Genomic DNA, 23,213 nt, shown 5'->3' with positions numbered 1-23,213 from the left:
GTCGGCCTGGATGTTGCCGTCGGCGTCGCGGCTCTTCTGCCAGCAGTCGTCGATGACGATGTACTGGTAGCCGGCGTCCTTCATGCCGGAGGCGGCCATCGCGTCGGCCTGCTGGCGGATCAACTGCTCGCTGACGTTGCAGGCGAACTTGTTCCAGGAGTTCCAGCCCATCGGCGGCGTGGGCGCCAGGTTGGGCTTGGCGGCGTCGAGCTTGAGCGTCTCGTGGGCGTGGGCGGGTGCGGCGGCAAGGCAGCCGAGCAGGGCGAGTGCCTGCGCAGCATGTCGGAACAGCGGATGCATGGAAATTTCCTGTCGAGAGGTGAGGGAAAGTGTTGGCGGTTCAGCGACCGTAGCGCCGATTGGCGGATTCCAGCGGCCAGTCATCGGTGCGCAGCGGCGGCAGCGGCAGGCCGTCGCCGCCGACGACGTTGGCCTCGCTGGCGTTGTTGACCCAGGCATAGCGTGCCGCCACGGGCGCCGGCACGGCGGGGCTGCGCAGCACGATGCGGTCACCGTCGAGGCGCGCCTCGGCGGGCTGCCAGCGGCGGTCGGCACCGGCCACGTAGAAGCCGCGCACCGGCTCGCCACTGCGGGCCGTGCGCAGGCCGCCGACGGTGGTGTCGAAGCGCAGCTCGAATTCAGCACCCCTGGCTTGCTGGCCGACCAGGCGCGGGCCCGTGGCCGGCGCGGCGCGCAGGCCCAGCTCGTGCATCGCGAGTCCCGCCAGGCGCTGGCCGACGGTGCGCTTGTTGCGCGGGTGGATGTCGACCGTGTCGCCGATGTCGATGGCCGTGGCCATGCCGGTGTGGGGCAGGCTCAGCGCCGCGGCCTGGCTGGCGCGCAGCTCGGCCCAGCCGTTGCCGTCGGGCCGGTTGTCCGCCATCGGCAGCCAGGACGCCAGCTGCACGAAGAAGAAGGGCAGCTTGGGATCGGCGAACTGGGCGCGCCAGTCCTGGATCAGGCGCTTGAAGCCATCGGCATAGGCCGCCGCGCGCCCGGCGTTCTCTTCGCCCTGGTACCAGAGCACGCCCTTCACGGACAGGCCCTGCAGCGGCGCGACCAGGCCGTTGTGGCCCAGCGTCGGCGCATCGTTGGCGACCGGGCCGGCCGGCATCGCGATCTTCTCGACGCGCGCGCGCCACGTGCCGGCCAGCGAGACCGCGCCGGCCGCCGTGTCCAGCCGCAGGTCGGCGGCCTCGCCGTGGATGCCGCCGCCGCCGGCGTTGTCGGTCACGCGCACGGCGATCCAATTCGCGCCGGCCTTGAGCAGGCCCGCAGGCAGCGTGTAGCGGCGCGGCAGCTCCCAGCCGCACTGGCCACCGACCTTCTGGCCGTTGACCCAGACCTCGTCGCAGTCGTCCACCTTGGCGAGGTGCAGCGTGGCGGCGCCGGCCGCTTGCGCGGCGGTCAGCTCGACGCGCTTGCGCATCCAGACCACGCCGTCCACGTCGTACAGGCCCTGGCCTTCCCAGTTGCCGGGGGCCTTCAGCGTCGGCCACTTGCCATCGATGTCGGCAGCGGCCGACCATCCCGAGGCATCCACGCCGTCCAGCGGCAGGCCTGGCTGCCAGGCGGCGATGCGCGGCAGCATGCGCTGGGCCAGCACGGCGCCGAAGGACGCGTTCTCGGCGGGCAGCTTGTTGACGAAGGGCGCCAGGTCGGGGTCGCGCAGCGCGGCCTCGCGGCTCATCCAGGTCTCCAGCATGGAGCCGCCCCAGGCGGTGTTGATGAGGCCGATGGGCACGCCCTGCACGGCCTGCATCTGCTTGGCGAAGTGATAGCCGACGGCGCTGAACCCACCGACGCTGCCGGGCTCGGCAACCACCCAGGAGGCCGGTGCGATATCGGCCTCGACCTTGACGCTGGCGCGGTGCGGCACGCGCAGGTGGCGCAGCTGCGCGTTCTGCGGCGAGGCCACTTCCTGCGGGCCGGTGTCGGTGTCGGCCAGCACCCATTCCATGTTGGACTGCCCGCCCAGCAGCCAGACGTCGCCGATCAGGATGTCGTTCAGCACGACGGTCTTGTCGCCCGTGACAACGAGACGGTGCGGGCCGCCAGCCGGCAGCGCCGCCAACTGCGCGCGCCAGCGGCCGTCGGCACCGACACGCGCCGTGGCCTTGCGCCCGGCGAGGTCAACGGTCAACGTCTGGCCGGGCGTGGCCTGGCCCCAGAGGTTCAGCGGGCGGTCGCGCTGCAGCACCATGTGCTCGCCGAAGACCTCGGACAGGCGCACTTCGGCCTGGGCGGTGGCGGCCAGCAGGGCCAGCATGAGGGGCAGGGCTTTCATTTTCATTGGGTTCGTTCTCGTCTTTCGGTTCTTCATCTCAGTGTTGCGGTTCCAGCAGTTCCACGCCCAGCGCCTCCAGCTTCAGGCTGCCTTCCCAGCGCTGGCCGCCGAGCACGCCTTTCATCGCGCCGGAGATGGGAACCTCCACTGGCGACCAGTTGGTGTTGACGTAAAGCGTGCGGCCCTCGACGACGCGCGCAAACACGCCGTCGGGCGTCTTCGGCCCCGGTTCGAGCCCCAAGCTCGCGTAGAGCGAGCGCAGCAGCGGCTTCATGAGCTGCGGCTGCGCCGGGGTGGCGAGGTAGATGGCGCGGCCCTTGCCGAACCGGTTGACCGTGATCGCAGGCGGCGTGCCGTCGAAGTTGCTGAAGCGGCTCAGCACTTCGGCAGTGGAGGGTTCCAGCAGCTCGTAGTGCTCGATCGTGCTCTTGACCTCCTCGTCACCGATCTTCAACGTGCCCGCCGCTTGGCCGAACTCGTTGGTGCGCAGGCCGAAGACGTCCGTCAGGCCGCCGGGCAGCGGTGTGGCGTGCCATAGGTTGTTGTCGTTCACCTTGGCCGACTGCGCCGTCATGATGACCGTGCCGCCATCGGCGACGAACTTGCGCACCGCCTCGGTCGAGGCCTTGTCCAGCAGGTACATGCCCGGCAGGACGATGAGGCGGTAGCGGCTCAGGTCCTCGTAGGACAGCTTGATGACGGCGACGTCGATGTTGTCCTTGAGCAGCGGCTCGAAGGCGCCCAGGGCCTGCTTCTGGTAGTGCGTCTTCAGGTAATCGCGCGAGCTGTTGGCCGGGCCGTTGGCGCTGTGGGCGGCGACGTTGTCGAAGGAGTAGGCGATGGCCACCTTGGGCTCGACCTTGCGTGGGAAGCCGAGCTTCTCCAGCTTGGCGTAGTCGCTGGCGATGCGGGCCCATTCAGCCAGCTTCCACGAGGGCCGGTCGTCATGGTCGAGCAGACCCATCAGCACCTGCTCCTCACCGCCGAGATGGCTGTTGAAGGTCCACGCCAGTGCCGCCTGGCCGCCCATCAGCAGCACGAAATGCGACCACATGCGCGACCAGCCCTTGCTGCCGTAGTGGCCCGGGCCGCCGGCAGTGAACTCGTTGAACCAGGTCGGCGTCGTCATGCCGGCCTTGATGAGGGCGGCCTCCCAGCCGCCGTTGACCGGGTCGCCGGCATAGAAGCCCATGGCGCCGTAGGTGGTGTGCTGGCGGTAGCTGCCGTGGAAGTCGAAGCCCTTGCGGCCCGACCAGCTCCAGTAGTTGGACAGCGTGGGCTTGTCCGGCGTGTTCTTGCGACGCACGGCCTCCAGGTCGTCGAGCGTCGCAATGGTGATGTCCGACCAGAAACGTCGCAGGTCCAGGTAGCGCTCCGCCGGGCCGGGGCCGTCGGCATAGGGCAGGCGCACCTCGTCCCAGGTGCCGATGCGGCGCGACCAGCGCTGCGTCGCCCAGGCCTTGTTCAACGCGTCGATGCTGCCGTAGCGCTTCTTCAGCCATTCGACGAAGCGCTTGCGGTCGCCCTCGGAGTAGGAGATGTAGCCGTTGCCGATCTCGTTGTCATAGCCCACGGCCAGCAGCGCGGGGTGCTTGGCGTAGCGCTTGGTCAGCGTGTCGGCCATGCGCCGGGCCAGGCGCCGGTAGTCGGGGTCGCCGATGTTGTCCATGTAGCGCTCGGCCGGCGCCAGGCGGGTGCCGGCCTGGTTGACGATGTCGACGGGGTATTTGTGGTGCAGCCACATCGGGGCCGGGATGCCGGGGATGTCGAGGATGACCTTGATGCCGGCGGCCTGCATCTCGTTCATCACCGCGTCGAAGTGCTTGAACTCGAACTTGCCCTCGGTGGGCTCGAAGTAGTCCCAGGACAGGTCGCCCACGCGCACGACCTTGAAGCCGGACTGCTTCATCAGCGCGACGTCGCGCTTGACCTGCTCCAGCGTGCGGTCCACGGGCTGGTAGCAGGTGCCGGCGAACAGCTGGCCGGGGCCGGGCCAGTCGGGATGGCCTTCGGCGCTCTGGGCCAGGGCGGGGTTGAGCGCTGCCAGGGCCAGCGTGCAGGCGATGAGGCTTCTCTTCAGTTTCATGTTCGGGTTGGATCGATGGGTTTCAGGCCAGCCTCGCCTCGGTGGCGCGGTCGGTGCAGACGACATCCTGCGGCGGTGCCATCGCGCTGGCCGCGGCCGACCCGGCAAGGGCCGCTTGCAGGGCCTTGCGCCGGGAGAGCGGCTTGTCGGGCATCGGATTCATCGGATCGCCTGTCGTCAAAGCTTGGGCACTGCGAAACGGACCGTGGCGGCTTGGCCCTGGTAGGGCACGGTGCGGGTCTGCTCGGCCTGACCGGGTGACGCCATCAGGCGCACCTGCAGCTCGCGGCGGCCGGCCATGCCGGGGTAGCGGCCCTGGCGGACGCCGATGTGCAGCGTGCGGCTCGCATCGTCCCAGCGCAAGGCGGTGGTGGCGCGCTCGCCGCGTTCGTAGCGGTAGGTCTCGCCGTCGTCCTCGTAGAGGGTGAAGCGGCCATCGGCGCCCGGGTAGACGCGGATCTCCCAGGGCGCATCGAGGCTCTGGCCGGTGTGTTCCACCACCGGCCCCAGCGGCACCAGGGACCCGGCGCGCACGAACAGCGGGAACTGGTCCAGGGCGTAGTCACGTGTGACGCTGCCGCCGCCGGTGTGCCGCTGGCCGGTCCAGAAATCGAACCAGTCGCAGCCGGCCGGCAGCAGCGTCGCCTGGCGCTGGTCGAGCTTGGGTTGGGCGGCGGCCAGCTCGCGCAGCTGGCTGGGCGTGCGCCAGGCCAGGCGCAGCACCCGACCGCCGCCGGCCTGGAAGAAGTCGATGCGCAGCTTCAACACCTGGCCTTCGCGCAGCGTCAGGCGGTGCCCGTTGAAACGCGCGCCGCCGACGACCCAGTCGTCGACGACGAGCTGGTCGTCCAGCCACAGCCGGAAGCCGTCGTCGCCCTCGACGCCGATCTCGTGCTCGCCACTTTCCATGGCGATGAGCTGGCCGGTCCAGCGTGCCGAGAAACTGTCCAGGTTGGCGAGGCCCGGCGGGATGCTGCCCAGCGGTGGGTTGGGCCAGGTGTGCTCGATCACCGTGTCGACGGTGCTGCTGGCCGGCTTCTCGAAGGCCTTGCCTTCGAAATACGCCAGCACCAGGCCGGGCTGGCCGTCCGGCGTGCGCAACTGCGTGGGCGGCACCGTCTCAGGCCGGGGCAACTCCGCATGGAACATCGCCCGTGTGATCGGCTGCACCAGGAAGGCCGGGCCGAACATGTAGGTGTCGTCCAGCTTGCGCAGCGCCGGCTGGTCGGGGAAGTCCATGGCCAGGCCGCGCATCATGATGTAGCCCTCCTGCGTGCTGCGCCAGGCCAGGCTGTAGATGTAGGGCAGCAGCTGGTAGCGCAGACGGGCGGCGCTCAGCAGCGAGCCGTAGACCGCCGGGTCCAGCGTCTTGAACAGATAGGGCTCACGCTCGACGCTGGTGCCGTGGATGCGGTAGACCGGGTTGAAGATGCCGAACTGGTTCCAGCGGGCATAGAGCTCGCGCCACGCCGGGTTGCGCTCGCCGCCGGCGTGGTTGACGAAGAAGCCGCCCGTGTCCTGCGACCAGTAGGGCAGGCCGGCCATGCCGACGTTCAGGCCGCCGGCGATCTGCTGGCGCAGCGCGGCCCAGGAGGCCGTCGTGTCGCCGGACCAGGGCAGGGCGGCGTAGCGCTGCTGCCCGGCCCAGGCCGAACGCGTCAGCGTCAGCGCGCGCTTGGCCGTCGGGCCGGCGGCGCGCTGGCCTTCGTAGACGCCGCGCGTGGTCACGAGGCTGTAGACGTTGAGGTAGCGCGTGAAGTCGCCCAGCGCATTGCGGCCCAGCCGCTTGATGTCGGCCTCGACCTCGCCGGGGTCGTGCGCGGCGCCGCCGACCTCGACCTCGGTGCCGTCCATCCACAGCGCATCGACGCCGACGTCGAGCAGGCCCTTCTTCGTGTGCTTGAAGTAGATGCGGCGGCCCTCGGGACTGAAGGCGTCATAGATGCGGGCCTTCTTGGAGATCCAGTGCAGCGGCTCGAAGCGCAGGCCCTTGGCGTCCAGTTCGCGGGCCAGCGCCGTGTCGTTGCCGACGCCGGGCCAGATGGAGGCCATCAGCTTGCACTGCAGCGGGCCGTGCAGCTCGCGCGTCATCGCGGCGGGGTCGGGGAAGCGTTCGGCGTCCCAGACCATGCCGCTCCATCGGCCGTCCCACACCCCGTTCTTCTCGCCGCCCCAGTACTGCCAGTCCTGCACGATGTAGTCGAGCGGGAAGTGCTCGGCACGGAAGTGCCGCACGACGTCCAGCAGCTGCTGCTGCGTGTGATAGCGCTCCTTGCTCATGAAGAGGCCGAAGGCGGCCTTGGGGAACATCGGCGCCGCGCCGGTGAGCTGGCGGTAGCCGGCCATCACGGCGTCCATGTCGTCCCCGGCGACGAGGTAGTAGTCCGCTCCGGCGGGCGCGCTCTCGGCACGGAAGGTGGCGCCCTCGGGCCGGTCGCTGAAGTTCATCTTCGAGTAGACGTCCCACAGCAGCCCCCAACGGCGCGTCGAGACCATGAAGGGCACGACGATGCCGATGTTGGTCTGCACCATCAGCACCTCGCGTCCGCGGTAGTCCATGTAGGGCTGGTTGTACTGGCCCAGGCCGTACAGCGATTCGTCGGGCGTCAGCGTGAAGGTCTGCGTCAGCGCGTAGCTCGGGCTGCCGCTGATCTCGACGCGCTGCAACTCGGTGGGCGCCGTGGCGCGCTCGCGCGTCAGCAGCCGGCCGTCGGCGGTGAAGAAGGCCAGCGCGCCGCTGCGCTTGTCCACCGTCACGCGCAGGCCGGCGCCGGCCAGCGTGAGCTGGTCGTTGGCGTCCTGCACGTCGAAGGCGACGGCCTGCGGCCTGGCCACGACGACCAGGCTGGGCTGGGCGGTGTGCGCCTGGCCCAGGTGGGCTGCCACGCGCACCAGGCCCGGGCCGTAGAACAGCACGCTCTTGGTCAGCCCGGCGACGCGGAACAGCAGGCCCTCGGCCACGCGCCGCCAGGCGAAGCCATCGGCCGGCCCGTCCAGCGGGAGGGCGCGGAGTTGGCCTGCGGCGTCCAGGGCCGAGGGCGAGGAGGAAGGATGGCCAGCGGGTGCTGCCAGCGCGCCTGCCGAGGCGCAGGCCATCAGGCCGAAGAGGTCACGGCGTTTCATTCACGAGTCTCCAGATGCATCACGGTTCGACCGAAGGCCGGCAGCTCGGCGCGGCCGCTGACCTGCAGCAACAGCTTCTGCCCCGGGGCGCGCACGCCGGTGCCTGCGGTCACCGGCTGGCCACCGCCGACCCACAGCGCCACCGGCCCGGGTTCCACGACGCGCCGCCCGTCGGCCTGCACCACGCTGAGCGCCTTGGCGTCCAGCGCGAAGCTGAGCCGGCGCGATTCGCCGGCGCGCAGCGCGACGCGCTGGAAGGCCACCAGCGTGCGTTCCGGCGCCATGGCACCGGTACGGCGGGCATAGACCTGCACCACCTCGGCGGCGTCGCGCGGGCTGTCGTTCTTCAGCAGCACGCTCAGTTGAGCGCCCTGCCCGGCGCTCACGCGGCTGCGTTGCAGCTTGGCCTGCGTGTAGCCGAAGTGCGCATAGCTGAGGCCATGGCCGAACGGGAACTCCGCCTCGCCCTTGAACCAGCGGTAGGTGCGACCCTGCATGCCGTAGTCCTTGAACGGCGGCAGCTGGTCGGCCGAGCGGTAGAAGGTCAGCGGCAGCCGGCCGGACGGGCTGAAGTCGCCGGCCAGCAGTTCGGCCACGGCCTGGCCACCTTCGCCGCCGGGATACCAGGCCTGCACGATGGCGGGCAGCTTCTGCGTGACGCCACCGAAGGCCATCGGGCTGCCGCTGAAGTTCACCACCACCAGCGGGCGGCCCAGCGAGGCCAGGCGCTCCAGCAGCGCCAGCTGCGGCGCGGGCAGGTCGATGCGGGTGCGGTCGCCGCCGGCAAAGCCCGGGGCCATCACCGTCATCTCTTCGCCCTCGAGTTCCCAGGTCAGGCCGCTGGCGAACACCACCACGTCGGCCTCGCGGGCAGCGGCCAGCGCGGCCTCGTCGTTCGCGCCAGGGCGGCTCCATTGCAGGCGTTGCTCGCCCTCCCAGCCGGTCTGCATCGCCTCCACGCGCACGGCGTAAGTCTGGCCGGCCTTCAGCGTCGCGCCGCGCTTGGCCGTGGGCCAGGCGATGTCCCACAGGTCCACCACCAGCTCGCCGTCGATCCAGATGCGGTAGCCGTTGTTGCCCTTGAGCCGCAGCACGTGCTCGCCGCTTTCACCGGCGCGCAGGAAGCCGCTCCAGCGTGCCGATTCCTTGCGGTCGTAGCGCTCCGGCCAGCCCCATTTGAAGACGCCCTGCTGTGTCACCGCCGACGACGTCGGCGAGCCCTCGAGCTTGAGGTTGGCGAATCGCTCGAAGTTCAGCCCGGCGCGGCTGCAGGCGGCGTCGGCGCACAGGCTGGCTGCCGGCACGTCCTCCAGCGGCGGCGCCACCCAGCCGGTGCCTTCGACGAAGTCGATGCGTGCTCGCGGGTAGCGCGCCTTCAGGCCCGCCAGCAGCGTGACGGGCTTGGACGGCGTGCCGTTGTAGTTGCCCACCAGCGCGTCCACGCTGTCGGCGTTGGGGCCGATGACGGCGATGCGCTTGGGCGCAGCCCTCAGCGGCAGCAGGCCGTCGTTCTTCAGCAGCACCAGCGAGCGGCGGGCCGTCTCGAGGTTGAGGGCGCGGTGCGCAGGCGTGTCGAAGTCGCGGGCGGTGATCTCGGGGAAGGGGCGCTGCCCCGCGGGAGCCAGCAGCCCCAGACGCAGCCGCACGTCGAACAGGCGGTGCAGCGCGCGGTCCAGTTCCGCTTCGCTGAGCAGGCCCTTCTGCACGGCGGCCACGGTCGTGGCGGGCTGGGCGGTCGGGTTGCTGCCGAAGTCGCAGATCAGGTCGGTGCCGGCGCGCACGGTCAGGGCCACGGCCTCCTCGGGTGTCTTCACATGCTTGTGCGCCCAGTCCATGTGGATGTCGGCCACGGCGCCGCAGTCGGACACCACATGGCCCTGGAACTTCCACTCGTCGCGCAGGTAGTGCTGCAGCAGCAGCTCGCTGGCGCAGGCGGGCACGCCGTCCACGGCGTTGTAGGCGCACATGACCGACTCGGCCCGGCCTTCGGTGACGGCCGCATGGAAAGCCGGCAGATAGGTGTCCACGAGGTCGCGGGGCGACACATGGACGTCCTCCTTGTGGCGGTCGGCTTCGGGGCCACTGTGCACGGCCAGGTGCTTGACGGCGGCCGACACGCGGGGCTGGTTCGCATCCGGCCCCTGCAGGCCCTGGATGAAGGCCACGCCCATGCGCGAGGTCAGCAGCGGGTCTTCGCCGAAGGTCTCCTGGCCGCGGCCCCAGCGGGGATCGCGAAAGATGTTGACGTTGGGCGACCACACCGTCAGGCCGCGGTAGATGCCCGACGAGCCGTCCGCACCGACCGTGTTCAGGAACTTGGCGCGGAACTCAGTGCTGACGACGTCGCCGACGCGCTTCGCCAGCGGCGTGTCCCAGGTCGCGGCAAGGCCGATGGCCTGCGGAAAGACAGTGGCGATGTCGGCACGCGCCACGCCATGCAGGCCCTCGCTCCACCAGTTGTAGGCGGGGACCTGCAGGCGCGGGATGGCCGGCGACTCGTGCTGCAGCTGGCTGGCCTTCTCGGCTAGCGTCATCTGCGCCACGAGGGCACGGGCCTGCTGCATGGATGGGCTTGCCGACGCGGCTGTCAAGCCGCTGGCCAGCGACAGCGTCAGGAGACTCGCCAGAAGGTGGCGCGCAGTTTTCCCTGCGGGCCGAGCGCCGGGCCGCTCCCAAGCCGGCCCGCGCTGGCGATGTGCTCGCGGCTGGATGCCGCGAGCATCGCCGTCCCCTAGGGGGACCGACCAGACTCGCTCGCGTTCAGCGACGCGAGGATGGGCGAGGGGCTTCATTTCGCAGGCTGCAGCGTCATCAGCGTGATGTCGTTGCTGCGCATGGGCACGGTGAACTTGAACAGGCCGTCCTTGCCGACCTTGACGGTGCGCTTCACCTCGGGCACGTCGCGCGTCAGCGACTGCAGCTTGGCGAGCTGTTCGGCGCTCAGGTCCTTGGGCGCGCCCATTTCGAGATAGGCGGTGTAGGCGTCGTTGGTCTTGTGGCCGGTGCGGTGCAGCGCCAGCTGGTAGTTGCCGGGCTTGAGGTTGCGCAGCGCCAGCTTGACCGGCTGCGCCGGGCCGTTGGGCACCGGCTTGCCGAAGAAGGTGCCGTTGCTGTTCTGGCCCTGGTCGGGGTGCTGCCAGTCCCAGGCGAGCACGGCGGTCTTGTCGCCGTCCACCGCCGCCAGCACCTTGTCGTCGGTGCTCGGGATCTCGTTGCCGCGCAGCGCGTTGAGGTATTTGTAGGCGAACCAGCTCGGCTTGCGCACGCCGTCGCGCGTCATGAGGCCGAAGCCGCCGTGGAAGGCGGCGCTCGGCGGGCCCGGCTCCTCGAAGAGGTCGCTGTAGGTCCAGTAGCTCATGGCCTGGGCGTAGCCGCGCGTGCCGACCAGCTTGTTGAGCATCCACGGCGCGCTGACATGGCTGTCATGCACCTTGTCACGCGGGTTGTAGCTGGTGCTCCATTCGGTGATGTAGAGCGGGATGCCGGGGAAGGGCGAGGCCTCGATCTCCTGGCGGTTGCGGCGCACGTCGCCAATGATGGAATTGGGGTCGGTGGCCAGGATGCGGTCGGACTTGCCGAACTCGTCGAGGAAGCCCTCGGTCACGCCATAGGTGTGCGTGGTGACGAAGTCCACCGGCACGCCGTTGCCCTTGGCAAAGGCCAGGAACTCAGGCACCCAGGCCGCGCCGGCGGTGGACGGGCCTCCCACCTTCAGCGTGGGGTCGATCTTCTTGATCGTGCGCGCGGTGTTCACATACAGATCGAAGTAGGCCTTCTGGTCGGCGTTCTCCCAGAAGTCCTTCAGGTTGGGTTCGTTCCACACCTCGAACGGCCACTTGCGCACCTCGTCGATGCCGTAGCGCTGGATCAGGTGGCGCACGAAGGCGTCGATCAGCTCGGCCCAGGGGCCCAGCTGCGGATGCGAGGTGTTGCCCTTCCAGTAGAAGATGGTCAGCGGCGAGGTCCGCATGACGGTAGGCGTGAAGCCCAGCTCGATGAAGGGCTTGATGCCGCGCGCCAGCATGGCGTCGTAGAGCTTGTCGATGGCCGTCCAGTCGAAGACGAGCTTGTCGCCGTCCTTCTTCACCGTGCCGTAGGTGTCGTGGAAGATGTCGTGGAAGCGCAGGTAGCGAAAGCCCAGCTCGTCCACTGCGGTCTTGAGTTGCGCGAGGTTCTCGGGCCGGCCGGTGGTGCCGGGATAGTCGGCGCCGACGGCCAGGTCGAAGAAGCGGTCCATGGGCTTGTTGGCCGCCGCGAGGTCCAGAGCGACCTGGCGGGGCGCGGGCGGTGTGGCATCGGAGGGCGCGGTTAAGCCAAGGGACAACAGGGCCACCGCGAGCGGGCGCAGGATGAGTGGAGACATAGACGGTGAGCAGTCGGTTTCAGTTGCTGTACAGCAGGCCCCGGCCGGTGCCGCTGACGTAGATACGCCCGTAGACGCTGTGATCGGCCGCCATCACGCCGATGCCGCCGAACTGGTGGGCGTCGTCGTTGAAGCGCGTCCAGGTGGCGCCGGCATCGTTGGAAAGCCAGACGCCCCAGACGCCGTTCCTCACACCCACCACGTAGACCGCCGCCGTGTAGGTGGCGCCCGGCGCCGCCTTGCCCAAGGCGATCAGGCTGGCGCCCGATGCGCCGTTGGCGGACGCGAAACCTGCGATCTTCGTCCAGCTGGTGCCGGAGTCGACCGAGTGGTGCACGGTGTTGCCGTCCGCCACCCAGAGGTCGCCTTCCACGTTGGGGTTGACCGCCATGAAGGTGGACCCGTAGGCGTCGGAAGCCATCTTGGCCGACGCCATGCCCGGGCTTGCCGTGAACGTCTTGCCGCCATTCGTCGAGATGTAGACGATGGACGGCAGGTTGCTCCACGTGGCGCCGCCCGAGTCATAGGCATAGACCTTGTTCGGGTTCTGACGGTCGGCGACCAGCAGATAGCCACGACTCCAGCCACCGGCGCCAATGGTCGCCAGAGGCGGCAGGTTGGTGGCGACCCAGCTCGCGCCGTTGTTCGTGCTGTAGGACGGCACCGAGTTGGACGGGGCCCAGACCAGGTTGTTCCGGGACGTCACCACAAGGCTGCCGCCCTGGTTCTGCTGCGCGCCTGCAGGCAGGCTGGAGAAGAAGGACCAGGTCTTGCCCGCGTCGCCCGACCAGTAGCCTTTGACCTTGGCGTCGCCGTTGGTCATGCCGAAGCCGGCGATGTAGTTCGGTTCGGTCCAGGCCATGTCGGCCGAGTAGCCATTGCTCCAGCCGAGACCGGGGCCGAGCGTCGGCGGCTTCGTGAGGTCGGTTTGGACCCACAGGCCGACGTCGCCCGCGCTGTTGACGAAGTTGTACGACGCACCAGCGGGCGGCGTGACGAGGGCCAGGGTTGCGGTTTCCTCGAGGCCGGCGACCGTGCCTTTCCAGGTCGGTTTCGCTGCGGAAGCGTTCGTGGTCTCGATGATGCCGCCGCCGTGCACGTGCAGGATGTGGTCGGGGTTGGACGGGTCGATCTCGATGTCGTCGACCCAGCCGGACGCAGTCTCGCCGGAGGTGCCGACCTCGATCTCGCGCCAGGACTTGCCGGCATCGTCAGACAGCTGCACGATCTCGCCGCCGCCCCAGGAGTTGCTGACGCCCAGCGCGATGCGCGTGGTGGCGCCGCTGCCGGAGACCGACACGCTGCCGATGCCGTAGCTCGTCCACTGCGTCGGGTCTTCACTCTTGAGCAGCGTCCAGGTGCTGCCGTCGAACTTGTAGAGGCGGCCCGGGCCACCAGCGCCAGGGCCGGCGGCGGCGGTGAAGCCGACATAGAACATGCCGTCGGCAGCGCGCACCATGTGCGGGATGTACATGCCGGTGACCGGGGTGGGCACGGCGCTCCAGGTTGCACCGGCGTCGGTGGACCGGTACAGGCTGGACGTCAGGTTGGCTGCACTGACGTAGTCGGGCGAGATGGCGGCATAGATGGTGGGGGTGGCCGTACCGCTGCCCTTGGTGCCGGTGTCGAAGACGACCACGGAAACGCCATTCCCATAACCCTGTGCGGTCGTCATCTGGACCGAGGAGAGCGAGGTCACCTGGGTCCAGGTCTTTGCAGAGTCGGTGCTCTTCCAGAGGCCGGCGAGGCGTGAGCCGAAGTACAGGGTCGTGGGCTTGTTGGGGTCCACCGCGAGGCGCTCACCCATGGCTCGGCCGGGGTTGTTGCCGCCCATCGCGAAGGGCACGTCAACGTGAGTCCAGTTGTCGCCCCGGTCGCTGGACATATACATCCGGGCATTGCCCTCGAAGGTGTACATGCCGGCGGCCATGTAGACGAGCCGGTCGTCGTTGGGGTCGACGGCCAGGCTCTCGATGCCATGGAAGCGGTTTTCTCCGCCGCCGAAGCCGATGCCGTCGGTGATGGGCGTCCAGGACGAAGTGGCTTGGTTCCAGCGGTAGGCGCCGCCGATGTCGGTGCGGGCGTACAGCAGGTTGCTGGTGGTCGGATGGAAGACGAGGCCGGTGACGTAGCCGCCGCCGCCGAACTTCACGCTCTTCCAGGAGGTGGCTGGAGCGGGCGCAGGCGCGGGCGCAGGTGCGGGGGCCGGTGCCGGCGCGGGTGCGGGTGCGGGTGCGGGTGCGGGTGCGGGTGCAGGGGCCGGACCGGAAATCGGAGGAGGAGCAGGAGCTGGCGTATCGCCGCTGCCGCCGCCGCCGCATCCCGCAACCAGGGTCGCGCCGACGATGGAAAGAACGGTGAGTTGTGTGCTGTATTTCATGGAGATAGCCGTGGTTCGGTTCATGGATCTCGGAGTGCTGTGGGATGGCGCCCGAGAACTCTTCTTGTTGTGACAATGACTCGCGCAAGCGGCCTGCAGCTGTTCGAAGGCCGGAGCTCTAGGAGAGGCCTGTCGAACGGTTGCGAGCAGCGAGCAGATGGCTGCAAAGTGCTGCGTCGGCGGTGATGGGATCGCGCGCTTTGAGGGCCTGAAAGATCGCCTCGTGTTCAATCAGGGCCGCTCGCCAGCTGGTCAGGCCCTCATCGCAAACGTGACGCGATGGGATCGCGCTGTGAAACCTGTCGAACAGCGTCGCTACGACACCGATAAGGGCGTCGCAGCCTCCCATCTCGGCAATGCTCAGATGGAATTGCCGGTCTGCCGCGAGCGGGGGCCGACCACGGTCGAGATCCTCGCGCATCCCCTGTAACGCGGCGCCGACGCGCAGAAGGCCCGGCTGGCTGACGCGGCTCGCCGCGAGCGTGATGATGGCGCGCTCCAACACGACGCGCGCTTGGATGAGTTCCGCAGGGGACCGGCCGAGCCGCGGCTGAACGGCATTTCCCTTGTCCACTCCGCAGACGTAGGCACCCGAACTTGCGCGGATCTCGACTTCGCCTTCGAATTCAAGAGCGACCAGCGCTTCCCGCACGACTTGGCGGGATACACCGAACTGCTGAGCCATCTCCCGCTCGGGAGGCAGCCGCGCTCCGGGTCTGATTCGATCCATGTCGATCAACGCACGGATTTGTGCTGCGACCAGACGGTATTGGCGGGGCGGATCGGCGCTTTGATCAGAGTGCAGCATGGCTGGTTGCGTCCCCGTGGGTCATGGGGCCGGCGTCGGCTCCAGCACCACTGCTGCGCCGCCGGCCGCGGCCAGCGCCAGGCTGAGCACGTCCTTGTTCGTCACCATGCGCTGCGTGCGGCGCACTTCGCGGACCTCTTCACCGTCCTGCCAGACCGTGGCCTTCCAGCGCCCAGGGGGCAGGAAGCCGAGCGACACCTTCTCGGTGCGGGCCTGCTCGCTTGTCATTGCGCCGAGGTACCAGGTCTTGCCGCGGCGGCGCGCCAGCACGATGTCCTCGCCGGGTTCGCCGGAGATGAAGCGCGTTTCGTCCCAGGCGGTGGGCACGCGCTTGATGAAATCGAAGCCGGCCTCGCCGCGGTAGTTGGCGGGGTCGTCGGAGACCATCTGCAGCGGGCTGTCGTAGACGACGTACATGGCCAGCGCCTGGCCGCGCGTGGTCTGGGTCTGCGGCATGACGGCGCGGATCTCGTAGGTGGCCGGCGTCGCGTTGCGGAAGCCGCCGGGCGTGTAGTCCATCGGCCCCGTGAGCATGCGCGTGTAGGGCAGCATCAAGTTGTGCCGCGGCGTGACACGCCGGTCCATCTTGTTCCACTCGGCACCCAGCACCCCTTCCTGTGTGATGTAGTTGGGATAGGTGCGCTGCAGGCCGGCCGGCACGTAGGCGCCGTGCATGTCCAGCAGCATCTGGCGCTTGGCCGTGGCCTCGGCGACACGCTCGTAGAACTTGACGATGTCCTGGTCGTCGCGGTTCATGAAGTCGACCTTGATGCCCTTGATGCCCCAGCGCGCATAGGTGTCGAGCACCTCGTCCATGCGCGGGTCCAGGTGCTGCCAGTGGACCCACAACAGCAGGCCCACGCCTTTATCGGCCGCGTAGCGCGCCAGGGCAGGCATGTCGATGCCGTCGGCGGCACGGGCGATGTCGGTCGTCGGCAGCGGGTCGCAGCAGGGGCCGGCACCGAAGGACCAGCCGGCATCGATCAGGTGGTAGGCGAAGCCGGACTCGGCCGCGAAATCGATGAAGCGCTTGTAGGCGGCCAGGTCGGGCTTGACGCCTTCCAGCGGGCCCGACCACCAGTCCCATGACGTCTTGCCGGGCTTGACCCAGCTGAAGTCGCCGGCCGGCGCCGGGTTGAGATTGCCGACCAGTTGCGAAGGGATCAGGTCGCCGGCGCGGTCGGCCATCATGACGGCGCGCCAGGCGGTCGTCAGCCCGCCCGTCGAAACGAAGGCGGGGCCCTGGCGCCCCGGCACGCCGGACAGCTGCAGGCGCAGCGCCTCGCCCTCGCGGCGGAACGACGCCCCGGTGTAGCCCTGCAGGTGGGCCTGCGTGATGGCGTAGTGGGTGCGGCCCGACGGGGTGGCGCAGACCACGGGCATGTCGAAGGCGGCATCGGCCTTGAGCTCGGAGACGCGATGGCGTTCGAACTGCGCCTCGTGACCACCGTCGACCGGCGTCAGCAGGCAGGACGCGTCGCCCGCCGGCACGAAGGCCGTGCGCTCGCTGCGCAGCTTGACCGGCTCCGTGCCGTCGAGGCGGTAGCGGAAGGCGACGCCGTCGTCATAGGCACGGACGTCCATGAAGACGCGGCGGCGCGGACCGGCGGCTTCGCGGAAGGCCAGCGTCGTGCCGGCGTAGTGGTCGCGCGCCGTGGCGGCCTTGGTGGCGACGAGTGGAATGACGCGGTCTTCCTTCGTGTCCTGGCGCGATTCCAGCCTCAGCAGGCCGAAGGCGGGCTGGCCGTCCAGTTCCAGGCCGAGGGGCGAGGGCGCGATGACGGTCTCGCCCTTGCGGACGATGCTGAAGCTGCTGGCATCGTCGGCGATGCGCAGGCTGATGCTGCCGTTGGGCGAGGCGATGACGAGGTCGGCGGCCTGGGCGCCGGAGGCGGCCAAGGCGAGGAGGGCGGCGGCGATGCGGGTGGTCTTGTGCATGTTCGGGGTGTCTTGCGGTTTCTTCGTCTTCAGACCAGACCGGTGCCGCGGATCTTCACGGCCACGGCCGGTGCGCCGGCAAGGCCTTCGGGCAGCTTGACCTCCAGGCCACGGCGGGTGCGCTTGAAGCTCAGGCTGTCACCCGAGCCGAGGGCCACGATGCTGTCGATGGAGCCGGGTGCGACGGCCGATTCCTCGGCCAGGGTCTGGATGCGCATGACGCCGTCCTTGGGCCAGCCCAGGGCGATGGCGTAGAGGGCGCCGCCCTTGGCCGTGAAGCGGATGTCGTCGGGCGTCATCGGCTGGGAATTGCCTTCGCTGAACATGCCGCCGCTGACGCGCGTGGGGCCTTCGCCGTAGACGCGCCAGGGTCGTGTGCCGTGGATGGCCTCGCCGTTGCGCGCCATCCAGACGCCGATGTCCTCGACGATCTTGCGCTCGTCCGCGTCGATGCTGCCGTCGCCGCGCACCGGCACCGACAGCAGCAGGTTGCCGTTCTTGGAGACGATGTCGCAGAGGCGGTGGATGACGGTGCCGGCCGGCTTGTAGTGGTGGCCCTCGAAGATGCCGCGGTTGTAGTGCCAGTCGCCGATGCAGGTGTCGGTCTGCCAGGGCAGGGGCTCGATGCCTTCGCGAAAGCCGCGCTCCACGTCCTCGACGAGGCCGGGGCGGCGCTCGGGCGGCAGCACCTTGGCGTTGATGACGGCTTCCAGGCGGCCGTCGTTCCAGGCCATGCTGGCGTTGTAGTAGTGGGCCGCGATGTCCAGGCCGGCCTGGCCCAGCGGCAGGCCGGAGTTGTCGAAGTAGACGAGGTCGGGCTTGTAGCTGTCGATCAGGTCGCGGCAGCGCAGGAACCACTGGCGCGTGAAGGCCGGGTTCTGCAGCGGCGCCTTCTCGTCCCAGTAGCGGTCGTTCTCCTCGTGCCAGGCGTTGGCGGAGCGCGCGGTGCGAAAGCCGTCGGGGATGACGATGTTGCGGCCGCCGTAGAGATCCTGGGGGTCCAGGTCTTCCCACCACTTGCCCTTGCCGTCGGCCTTGCTCAGGCGGAAGGCGTCGTAGCGCTGGCCAGCGCGCGGGCCTTCGGCGTCGTAGCCGTAGGCGGTCTGGAACCAGTGCCAGGCATGAGCCGAGTGGTTACTGACACCGAAGCGCAGGCCGCGGGCGCGGGCTGCCTTGGCCCAGCCGGCGATCAGGTCGCGCTTGGGGCCGACGCGCACGCTGTTCCAGGCGTGGTACTTGGAGTTGTAGTTGTCGAAGTTGTCGTGATGGTTGGCCAGGGCGACGAAGTATTTGGCGCCGGCCTTGGCGTAGAGGTCGAGCAGGGCTTCCGGGTCCCAGTTCTCGGCCTTCCAGCGGTTGTTCATCTCCATGAAGCCGACGTCGGCCGGGTGGCCATAGGTCTTCAGGTGGTGCTCGTACTGCCAGTTGCCCTGGATGTACATGCTGCGGGCATACCAGTCGCCCATCTCCGGCACGCATTGCGCGCTCCAGTGCGCCCAGATGCCGAACTTGGCGTCGCGGAACCAGTCGGGCGTGCGGTAGCCGTCGACGAGGGAGTCCCAGGTGGGCTGGAAGGGCGCGGGTGCGGCCTGGGCGACGGTCAGTCCGGTGGCGCCTGCGGTGGCGGCCGCGGCGCTGAGGAAGGAGCGGCGGGTCCAGGGGGCGACGGATTTTGAATTCATGTCGGTCATGAAGGAGAAATGCGCGGGAGGCCATTGCCTCCCGCGCTGGAGAGAAGTGCGGGCGCCGAGCCCGCTGTTCACAAGGGTGTTAGCGGGCCATCACTTGGTGGCGTTGACGATGGTGCTGATCTCGTCGGGCGTCTTCACCGCGCCGGTGTTGCGGTCGATCATCTCGCCCGTATCCCACCACATCGGCACCAGGCCGTGCAGCCAGGCCGAGCGCGTGACGTACTGGGCCCAGGCCTTGCGGTAGGGCGGCATGCCCGGATAGTTCGGCTTGTTGTAGGCGCCGTACTCACCCACGAGGACCGGCACGCCCTGGTCGATGAAGCGCGTCTTCATCTTCTGGAACTCGGCGTCCACATAGGGCTCGTTGGCCCAGGTCTCGCGGTTGGGGTCGGTCGCGGAGGCGCCCCACTGCCACTGGTTGCTCTTGTCGTTGATCGTGAAGTTGTACGGGTCGTAGTAGTGGATCTCGAAGAACAGGCGATTGGCGATGGTGTCGGTGGGCAGCACCGCAGAGGCGTAGGAGATGTCGATGTTGGTCTCGTAGGCCTGGGCGACGAGATGGCGCTTGGCGTTGTTGCCGCCGGTGGCGCGTACCGCGTTCACGAACGCCTGGTTGTAGCCGTTCTGGACGTTCAGCCACTCGGGGTCCTTGGGCGCGCCCCAGACCGTGTTCTCCTTGCCGATCTCGTTCATGGCGGCGAACAGCAGGTAGTCGTCGTAGTCCTTGAAGTTGTTGGCGATCTGCGTCCACAGCTTGGTCAATCGGGCGTTGTTGGCCGGTTGGGCGGCATAGGTGGTGTTGTTCAACCAGCCGCCTTCATGGTGCAGGTTCAACACGACGTACAGGCCGGCGTTGCGCGCGTACTTGACGACCTGCGTGACGCGCGCCATCCATATCGGGTCGATGTTGTCGTTGGCGTCGACGTGCGGTGTCCAGGTGACCGGCAGGCGGATGCTCTTGAAGCCGGCGTTCTTGATGCCGTTCATCAGCGCCTGGTTGATCAGCGGCTGGCCCCAGGAGGTTTCGGTCGGTGTCGCGTCCAGCGTGTTGCCTATATTCCAGCCCGGCGACATCTCCTTGGACATCTGCATGCTGGTAATGTTGCGCATGGCGCCGGCGACAGCGATCGTGAACGACTGCAGCGTCTTGGCACCGCAGGCATTGGTGTAGGTCGCCGTGGCCGTGCAGGCGGCAGTCGGGGTGATGGTCTGCTCGCGCGAAGCGCCCACGGTGCCGCAGCCGTTCCAGCTCCACATGCCCCCGGAGATGGGCTGCGGGCCGAGGATGGCCGATTGGCCCGAGGGGACGGAAGCCGAGGCGGTCTGCGTCCAGGTGCCGCCGACGTTGATATAGGGCGTCACGGCCGTCGGCGTGCAGCCGCTGCCGCGCGTGGCCGTGGCCGAGCCGGAGTTGTAGCTGCCGGAGGCGGTCGTGAACTTGATCCAGTACCAGTAGGGCGTGCCGGTGTTGGCGGAGCCGTCGCCATAGCTGGTGGACGCCTTGTCGACGATGGCGATGCGGCTGCGGCCGGTGGGATTGGAATCCGTGTCGCGATAGACCTCCAGCGACTTGACGGCGCCGCTGACGGTCCAGTTCAGCTGGATGTTGTTGGCGGTGCCGTTGGCAGTCACGCAGACGGTGGCGCCGCCGCCGCTGCCGCAGTTCTGGGCCTGGGCGGCCGTGCCCGCGCCGGCACCGAGGGCCAGCAGCAGGGTGGATAACAGCAGTCTCATGGTTGTACCTTTCCAAGTGAAGGGCTCGGCCGGTTGTCTCCCCCGGAACGAGCGTTATGTGTGGCCGGCCCAGGGACTGAGCGCGGCCTCCTCGATAGCGCTTGACTTGAGCCGAAGGGCCGGCGCCAGGACTTGCGCACCAGCCCCTCGAGCCATGCGCTAGTTGCTGTAAAGGATGCCGCGACCGTTGCCGCTGACGTAGAGGCGGCCGTAGATGTTCTGGTCGGCCGCGATCACGCCGATGCCGGCGTAGCGGGTCGAGTCGTCGTTGATGCGGGTCCAGTTGGCCCCCGCGTCGTCAGAGCGCCAGACGCCCCAGACGCCGTTGATCGTGCCCACCACGTAGACCGCTGCCGAGTACGACGAACCGGGCGCCGGCTTGCCGAGCGCGATGGCGCTGGCGCCCTGCACGACAGGCCATTGCCAGGTCTGGCGGTCGCCCCAGATCGAGTCGAACTGGCTGAACTTCGTCCAGGTCGCGCCCGAGTCCACCGAACGGTAGATCGTGTTGCCATCGGCCAGCCAGAGGTGGCCTTCGGCATTGGGGTTGACCGCCAGCGACGTGAACCCGAAGGGGTTGGCGCGCAGGTTGGCGTTCACGGAACCCTGGCTCAGCGTGAAGTTCTGGCCGCCGTCGGTCGACACGTAGACCTTGCCCTGCGGACCCCACCATTGGCCTCCCGAGTCGTAGGCATAAACCTTGTTCGGGTTCTTGCGGTCGGCCACGACGCGGTAGGCGCGGTTGGCGTTGATGTTCGACAGCGCCGGCAGGTTGGTCGACGTCCAGCTGGCGCCGTTGTTGGTGGTGTACGAGGGCACGGCGTTCGTCGGCGCCCAAATGGCGCGGTTGCGGGCCGGGACGGCAATGTTCGCTTCGGTGCCTGCGCCGGCGGCGGCGCCGTTGGGCAGCGTCGCGAATGCCGACCAGGTCCTGCCGCCGTCGCCCGACCAGTGGCCCCGCCCGGCGTTGGTGGCGTGCGAGTAGCTGACGGCCGCGATGTACTGCGGGTCGGACCAGGCCATGTCGGCCGCGTTGCCGTTGATGCGGTCACCACCCGTGGTCAGCGTCGGCTTCTGCGTCAGGTTGGTGTAGACCCAGGTGCCGATGTCGCCGGCGCTGTCGACCAGTGTGTAGGTCGCGCCGGCCGGCGGCGTTGCAATGCCCAGCGTGGCGGTCTCCTCCAGGCCGTCGACGCGCTCGGTCCAGCTCGGTGTGGTCGAGGAGGCGTTGCGCGTTTCCCAGATGCCGCCGCCGTGCACGTGCAGCACGCGCTCGCTGTTGAACGGGTCGATCTCGACATCGTCGATCCAGCCCGAGAAGCCGTCGCTGGCCGGCGAGTGCGGCATGGCGGCGGCGATCTCCTGCCAGGTCAGGCCGGCGTTGTTGGAGAGCTGCACGACCTGCTGGCCGCTGTAGTTGCCCCAGGAGTTGGTCACGCCCAGTGCGACGCGCGTGGTCGAGCCGCTGCCCGAGACCGACAGGCCGCCGTAGCCGAAGCTCGTCCACTGCGTCGGGTCGACGCTGGCAAGCGGGGTCCAGGTCGTGCCGTTGAACTTGTAGAGCCGGCCAGGTCCGTTGGCGCCCGGGCCCGAGCCCTGGGTGAACGCCACGTAGAACATGCCGTCGGCCGCGCGCACCATGTGCGGGATGTGGTAGCCGGTGACCGGCGTGGACACCGGGCTCCACGATGTGCCGCCGTTGGTGGAGCGGTAGAGGTTGGAGGTCAGGCCGGCGGCGCTGGCGTAGTCGGGCGCGATGGCCGCGTAGATGGTCTGCGTGGCGTTGCCCGAGCCGCGGGTGCCGGTGTCGTAGACGACCACGCCGACGCCCTTGATGTTGCCGCCGGCGGCGCTGATCTGGTCGGCCGTCATCTTGACCGAGGACAGCGAGGTCACCTGGCTCCAGGTGTTGCCGGAATCCGTGCTCTTCCAGAGGCCGGCCGTGCGCGAGCCGTAGAACAGCGTGGACGGCTTGTTGGGGTCGACCATCAGCCGCTCGCCGATGGCGCGGCCGGCGTTGTTGGAGCCGGCCGAGAAGGGCAGGTTGACTGCGGTCCAGCTGCTGCCGCGGTTGCTGGACTTGTACAGCCGGGCGGTGGCGTCTGCCGAGTTGGACAGGCCCGTCACCATGTAGACCAGCTGGTCGTTGTTGGGATCCAGCGCGATGCTCTCGGCGCCCTGGAAGAAGCTCTCGGACGGGCCGAAGCCATCGGTGAGCGGCACCCAGGTCTTGTTGGACTCGTTCCAGCGGTAGGCACCACCGATGTCGGTGCGGGCGTACAGCACGTCACGGCTGGTGGGGTGGAAGATCAGGCCGGTGACATAGCCGCCGCCGCCCCATTTCACGTTGCTCCAGGTGCCGGACTTGATGGCGAAGGCCTGCGTCGTCTTGGCGCCGCAGCTGTTGGTGTAGGTCGCGGTGGCCGTGCATGACGCCGTCGGCGAGATCGTCTGTTCACGCGAGGTGCCGGAGGTGCCGCAGCCGCTCCAGCTCCACGAGCCGCCGGACGTCGGCTGCGGGCCGAGGATGGCCCAGTCGCCGACCTTGACGGTGGCCGAGCTTGTCTGCTGCCAGGAGCCGCCGTTGACCAGCACATAAGGCTTGATGGCCGTCGGCGTGCAGGTCTGCGCGAGCGCAGCCGAACCGGCCATCATGGCCAGCATCAAGGTTCCCAACTTCAGTCTCATGTTCTACCTTTCAGTGGAAGGTGCCCGGCCGGTTGTCTCCTCCGATCTCGGGCGTTATGGAGAGGCGGCTCAGTGCCTGGGCTCGACCTCGGTGACAACGATGGACTTGGGCGGC

The 23,213-nt window shown here is 68.8% G+C and carries 12 protein-coding genes and 1 pseudogene; all 13 read right to left on the bottom strand.

Features of this window, described 5'->3' with window-relative positions; genetic code table 11:
• Positions 1-300, bottom strand: a pseudogene (locus ASD35_RS27835) (hypothetical protein); the annotation flags it as partial.
• A 40-nt stretch (positions 301-340) separates the two neighbouring features.
• A complete protein-coding gene (locus tag ASD35_RS21760; RefSeq protein ID WP_162254503.1) occupies positions 341-2,287 on the bottom strand; it encodes a sialate O-acetylesterase in 1,947 nt (648 codons plus the stop codon).
• 37 nt (positions 2,288-2,324) lie between these two features.
• Entirely contained in the window at positions 2,325-4,373 is a 2,049-nt protein-coding gene (locus ASD35_RS21755; RefSeq protein ID WP_056877012.1) for a beta-galactosidase, read from the bottom strand.
• A gap of 22 nt (positions 4,374-4,395) precedes the next feature.
• On the bottom strand, positions 4,396-4,536 hold the full coding sequence (locus ASD35_RS27425) for a hypothetical protein (protein ID WP_157255999.1): 141 nt from the start codon (positions 4,534-4,536) through the stop codon (positions 4,396-4,398).
• 14 nt (positions 4,537-4,550) lie between these two features.
• Positions 4,551-7,496: a TIM-barrel domain-containing protein gene (locus ASD35_RS21750; RefSeq protein WP_082580341.1), complete on the bottom strand. Its 2,946-nt coding sequence runs from the start codon at positions 7,494-7,496 to the stop codon at positions 4,551-4,553.
• Positions 7,493-10,060: a glycoside hydrolase family 3 C-terminal domain-containing protein gene (locus tag ASD35_RS21745; RefSeq protein ID WP_157275703.1), complete on the bottom strand. Its 2,568-nt coding sequence runs from the start codon at positions 10,058-10,060 to the stop codon at positions 7,493-7,495. The genes ASD35_RS21750 and ASD35_RS21745 overlap by 4 nt, the downstream gene beginning before the upstream one ends.
• Before the next feature lie 224 nt (positions 10,061-10,284).
• Complete coding sequence (locus ASD35_RS21740) at positions 10,285-11,859, bottom strand: cellulase family glycosylhydrolase (protein ID WP_157275702.1); 1,575 nt, start codon at positions 11,857-11,859, stop codon at positions 10,285-10,287.
• A gap of 19 nt (positions 11,860-11,878) precedes the next feature.
• The gene (locus tag ASD35_RS21735) at positions 11,879-14,011 is read right to left on the bottom strand and encodes a sialidase family protein (protein WP_056877011.1); all 2,133 of its coding nucleotides are present in this window, start codon (positions 14,009-14,011) and stop codon (positions 11,879-11,881) included.
• 346 nt (positions 14,012-14,357) lie between these two features.
• Positions 14,358-15,047 (bottom strand): FadR/GntR family transcriptional regulator, encoded by a 690-nt coding sequence (locus ASD35_RS21730; RefSeq protein ID WP_056877010.1) that lies wholly within the window; start codon positions 15,045-15,047, stop codon positions 14,358-14,360.
• 21 nt (positions 15,048-15,068) lie between these two features.
• On the bottom strand, positions 15,069-16,985 hold the full coding sequence (locus tag ASD35_RS21725) for a glycoside hydrolase family 97 protein (RefSeq protein WP_056877009.1): 1,917 nt from the start codon (positions 16,983-16,985) through the stop codon (positions 15,069-15,071).
• A 29-nt stretch (positions 16,986-17,014) separates the two neighbouring features.
• The gene (locus tag ASD35_RS21720; RefSeq protein ID WP_056877476.1) at positions 17,015-18,667 is read right to left on the bottom strand and encodes an alpha-L-fucosidase; all 1,653 of its coding nucleotides are present in this window, start codon (positions 18,665-18,667) and stop codon (positions 17,015-17,017) included.
• Between the two features lie 99 nt (positions 18,668-18,766).
• On the bottom strand, positions 18,767-20,410 hold the full coding sequence (locus ASD35_RS28205) for a glycoside hydrolase family 5 protein (RefSeq protein WP_056877008.1): 1,644 nt from the start codon (positions 20,408-20,410) through the stop codon (positions 18,767-18,769).
• Between the two features lie 159 nt (positions 20,411-20,569).
• Positions 20,570-23,098: a dockerin gene (locus tag ASD35_RS21710; RefSeq protein ID WP_200956079.1), complete on the bottom strand. Its 2,529-nt coding sequence runs from the start codon at positions 23,096-23,098 to the stop codon at positions 20,570-20,572.
• Positions 23,099-23,213 lie beyond the last annotated feature (115 nt).

Origin of the sequence: Pelomonas sp. Root1444, assembly GCF_001426885.1 — a bacterium.
Lineage (GTDB): Bacteria > Pseudomonadota > Gammaproteobacteria > Burkholderiales > Burkholderiaceae_C > Pelomonas.
This window is presented reverse-complemented; position numbering and strand designations above follow the sequence as displayed.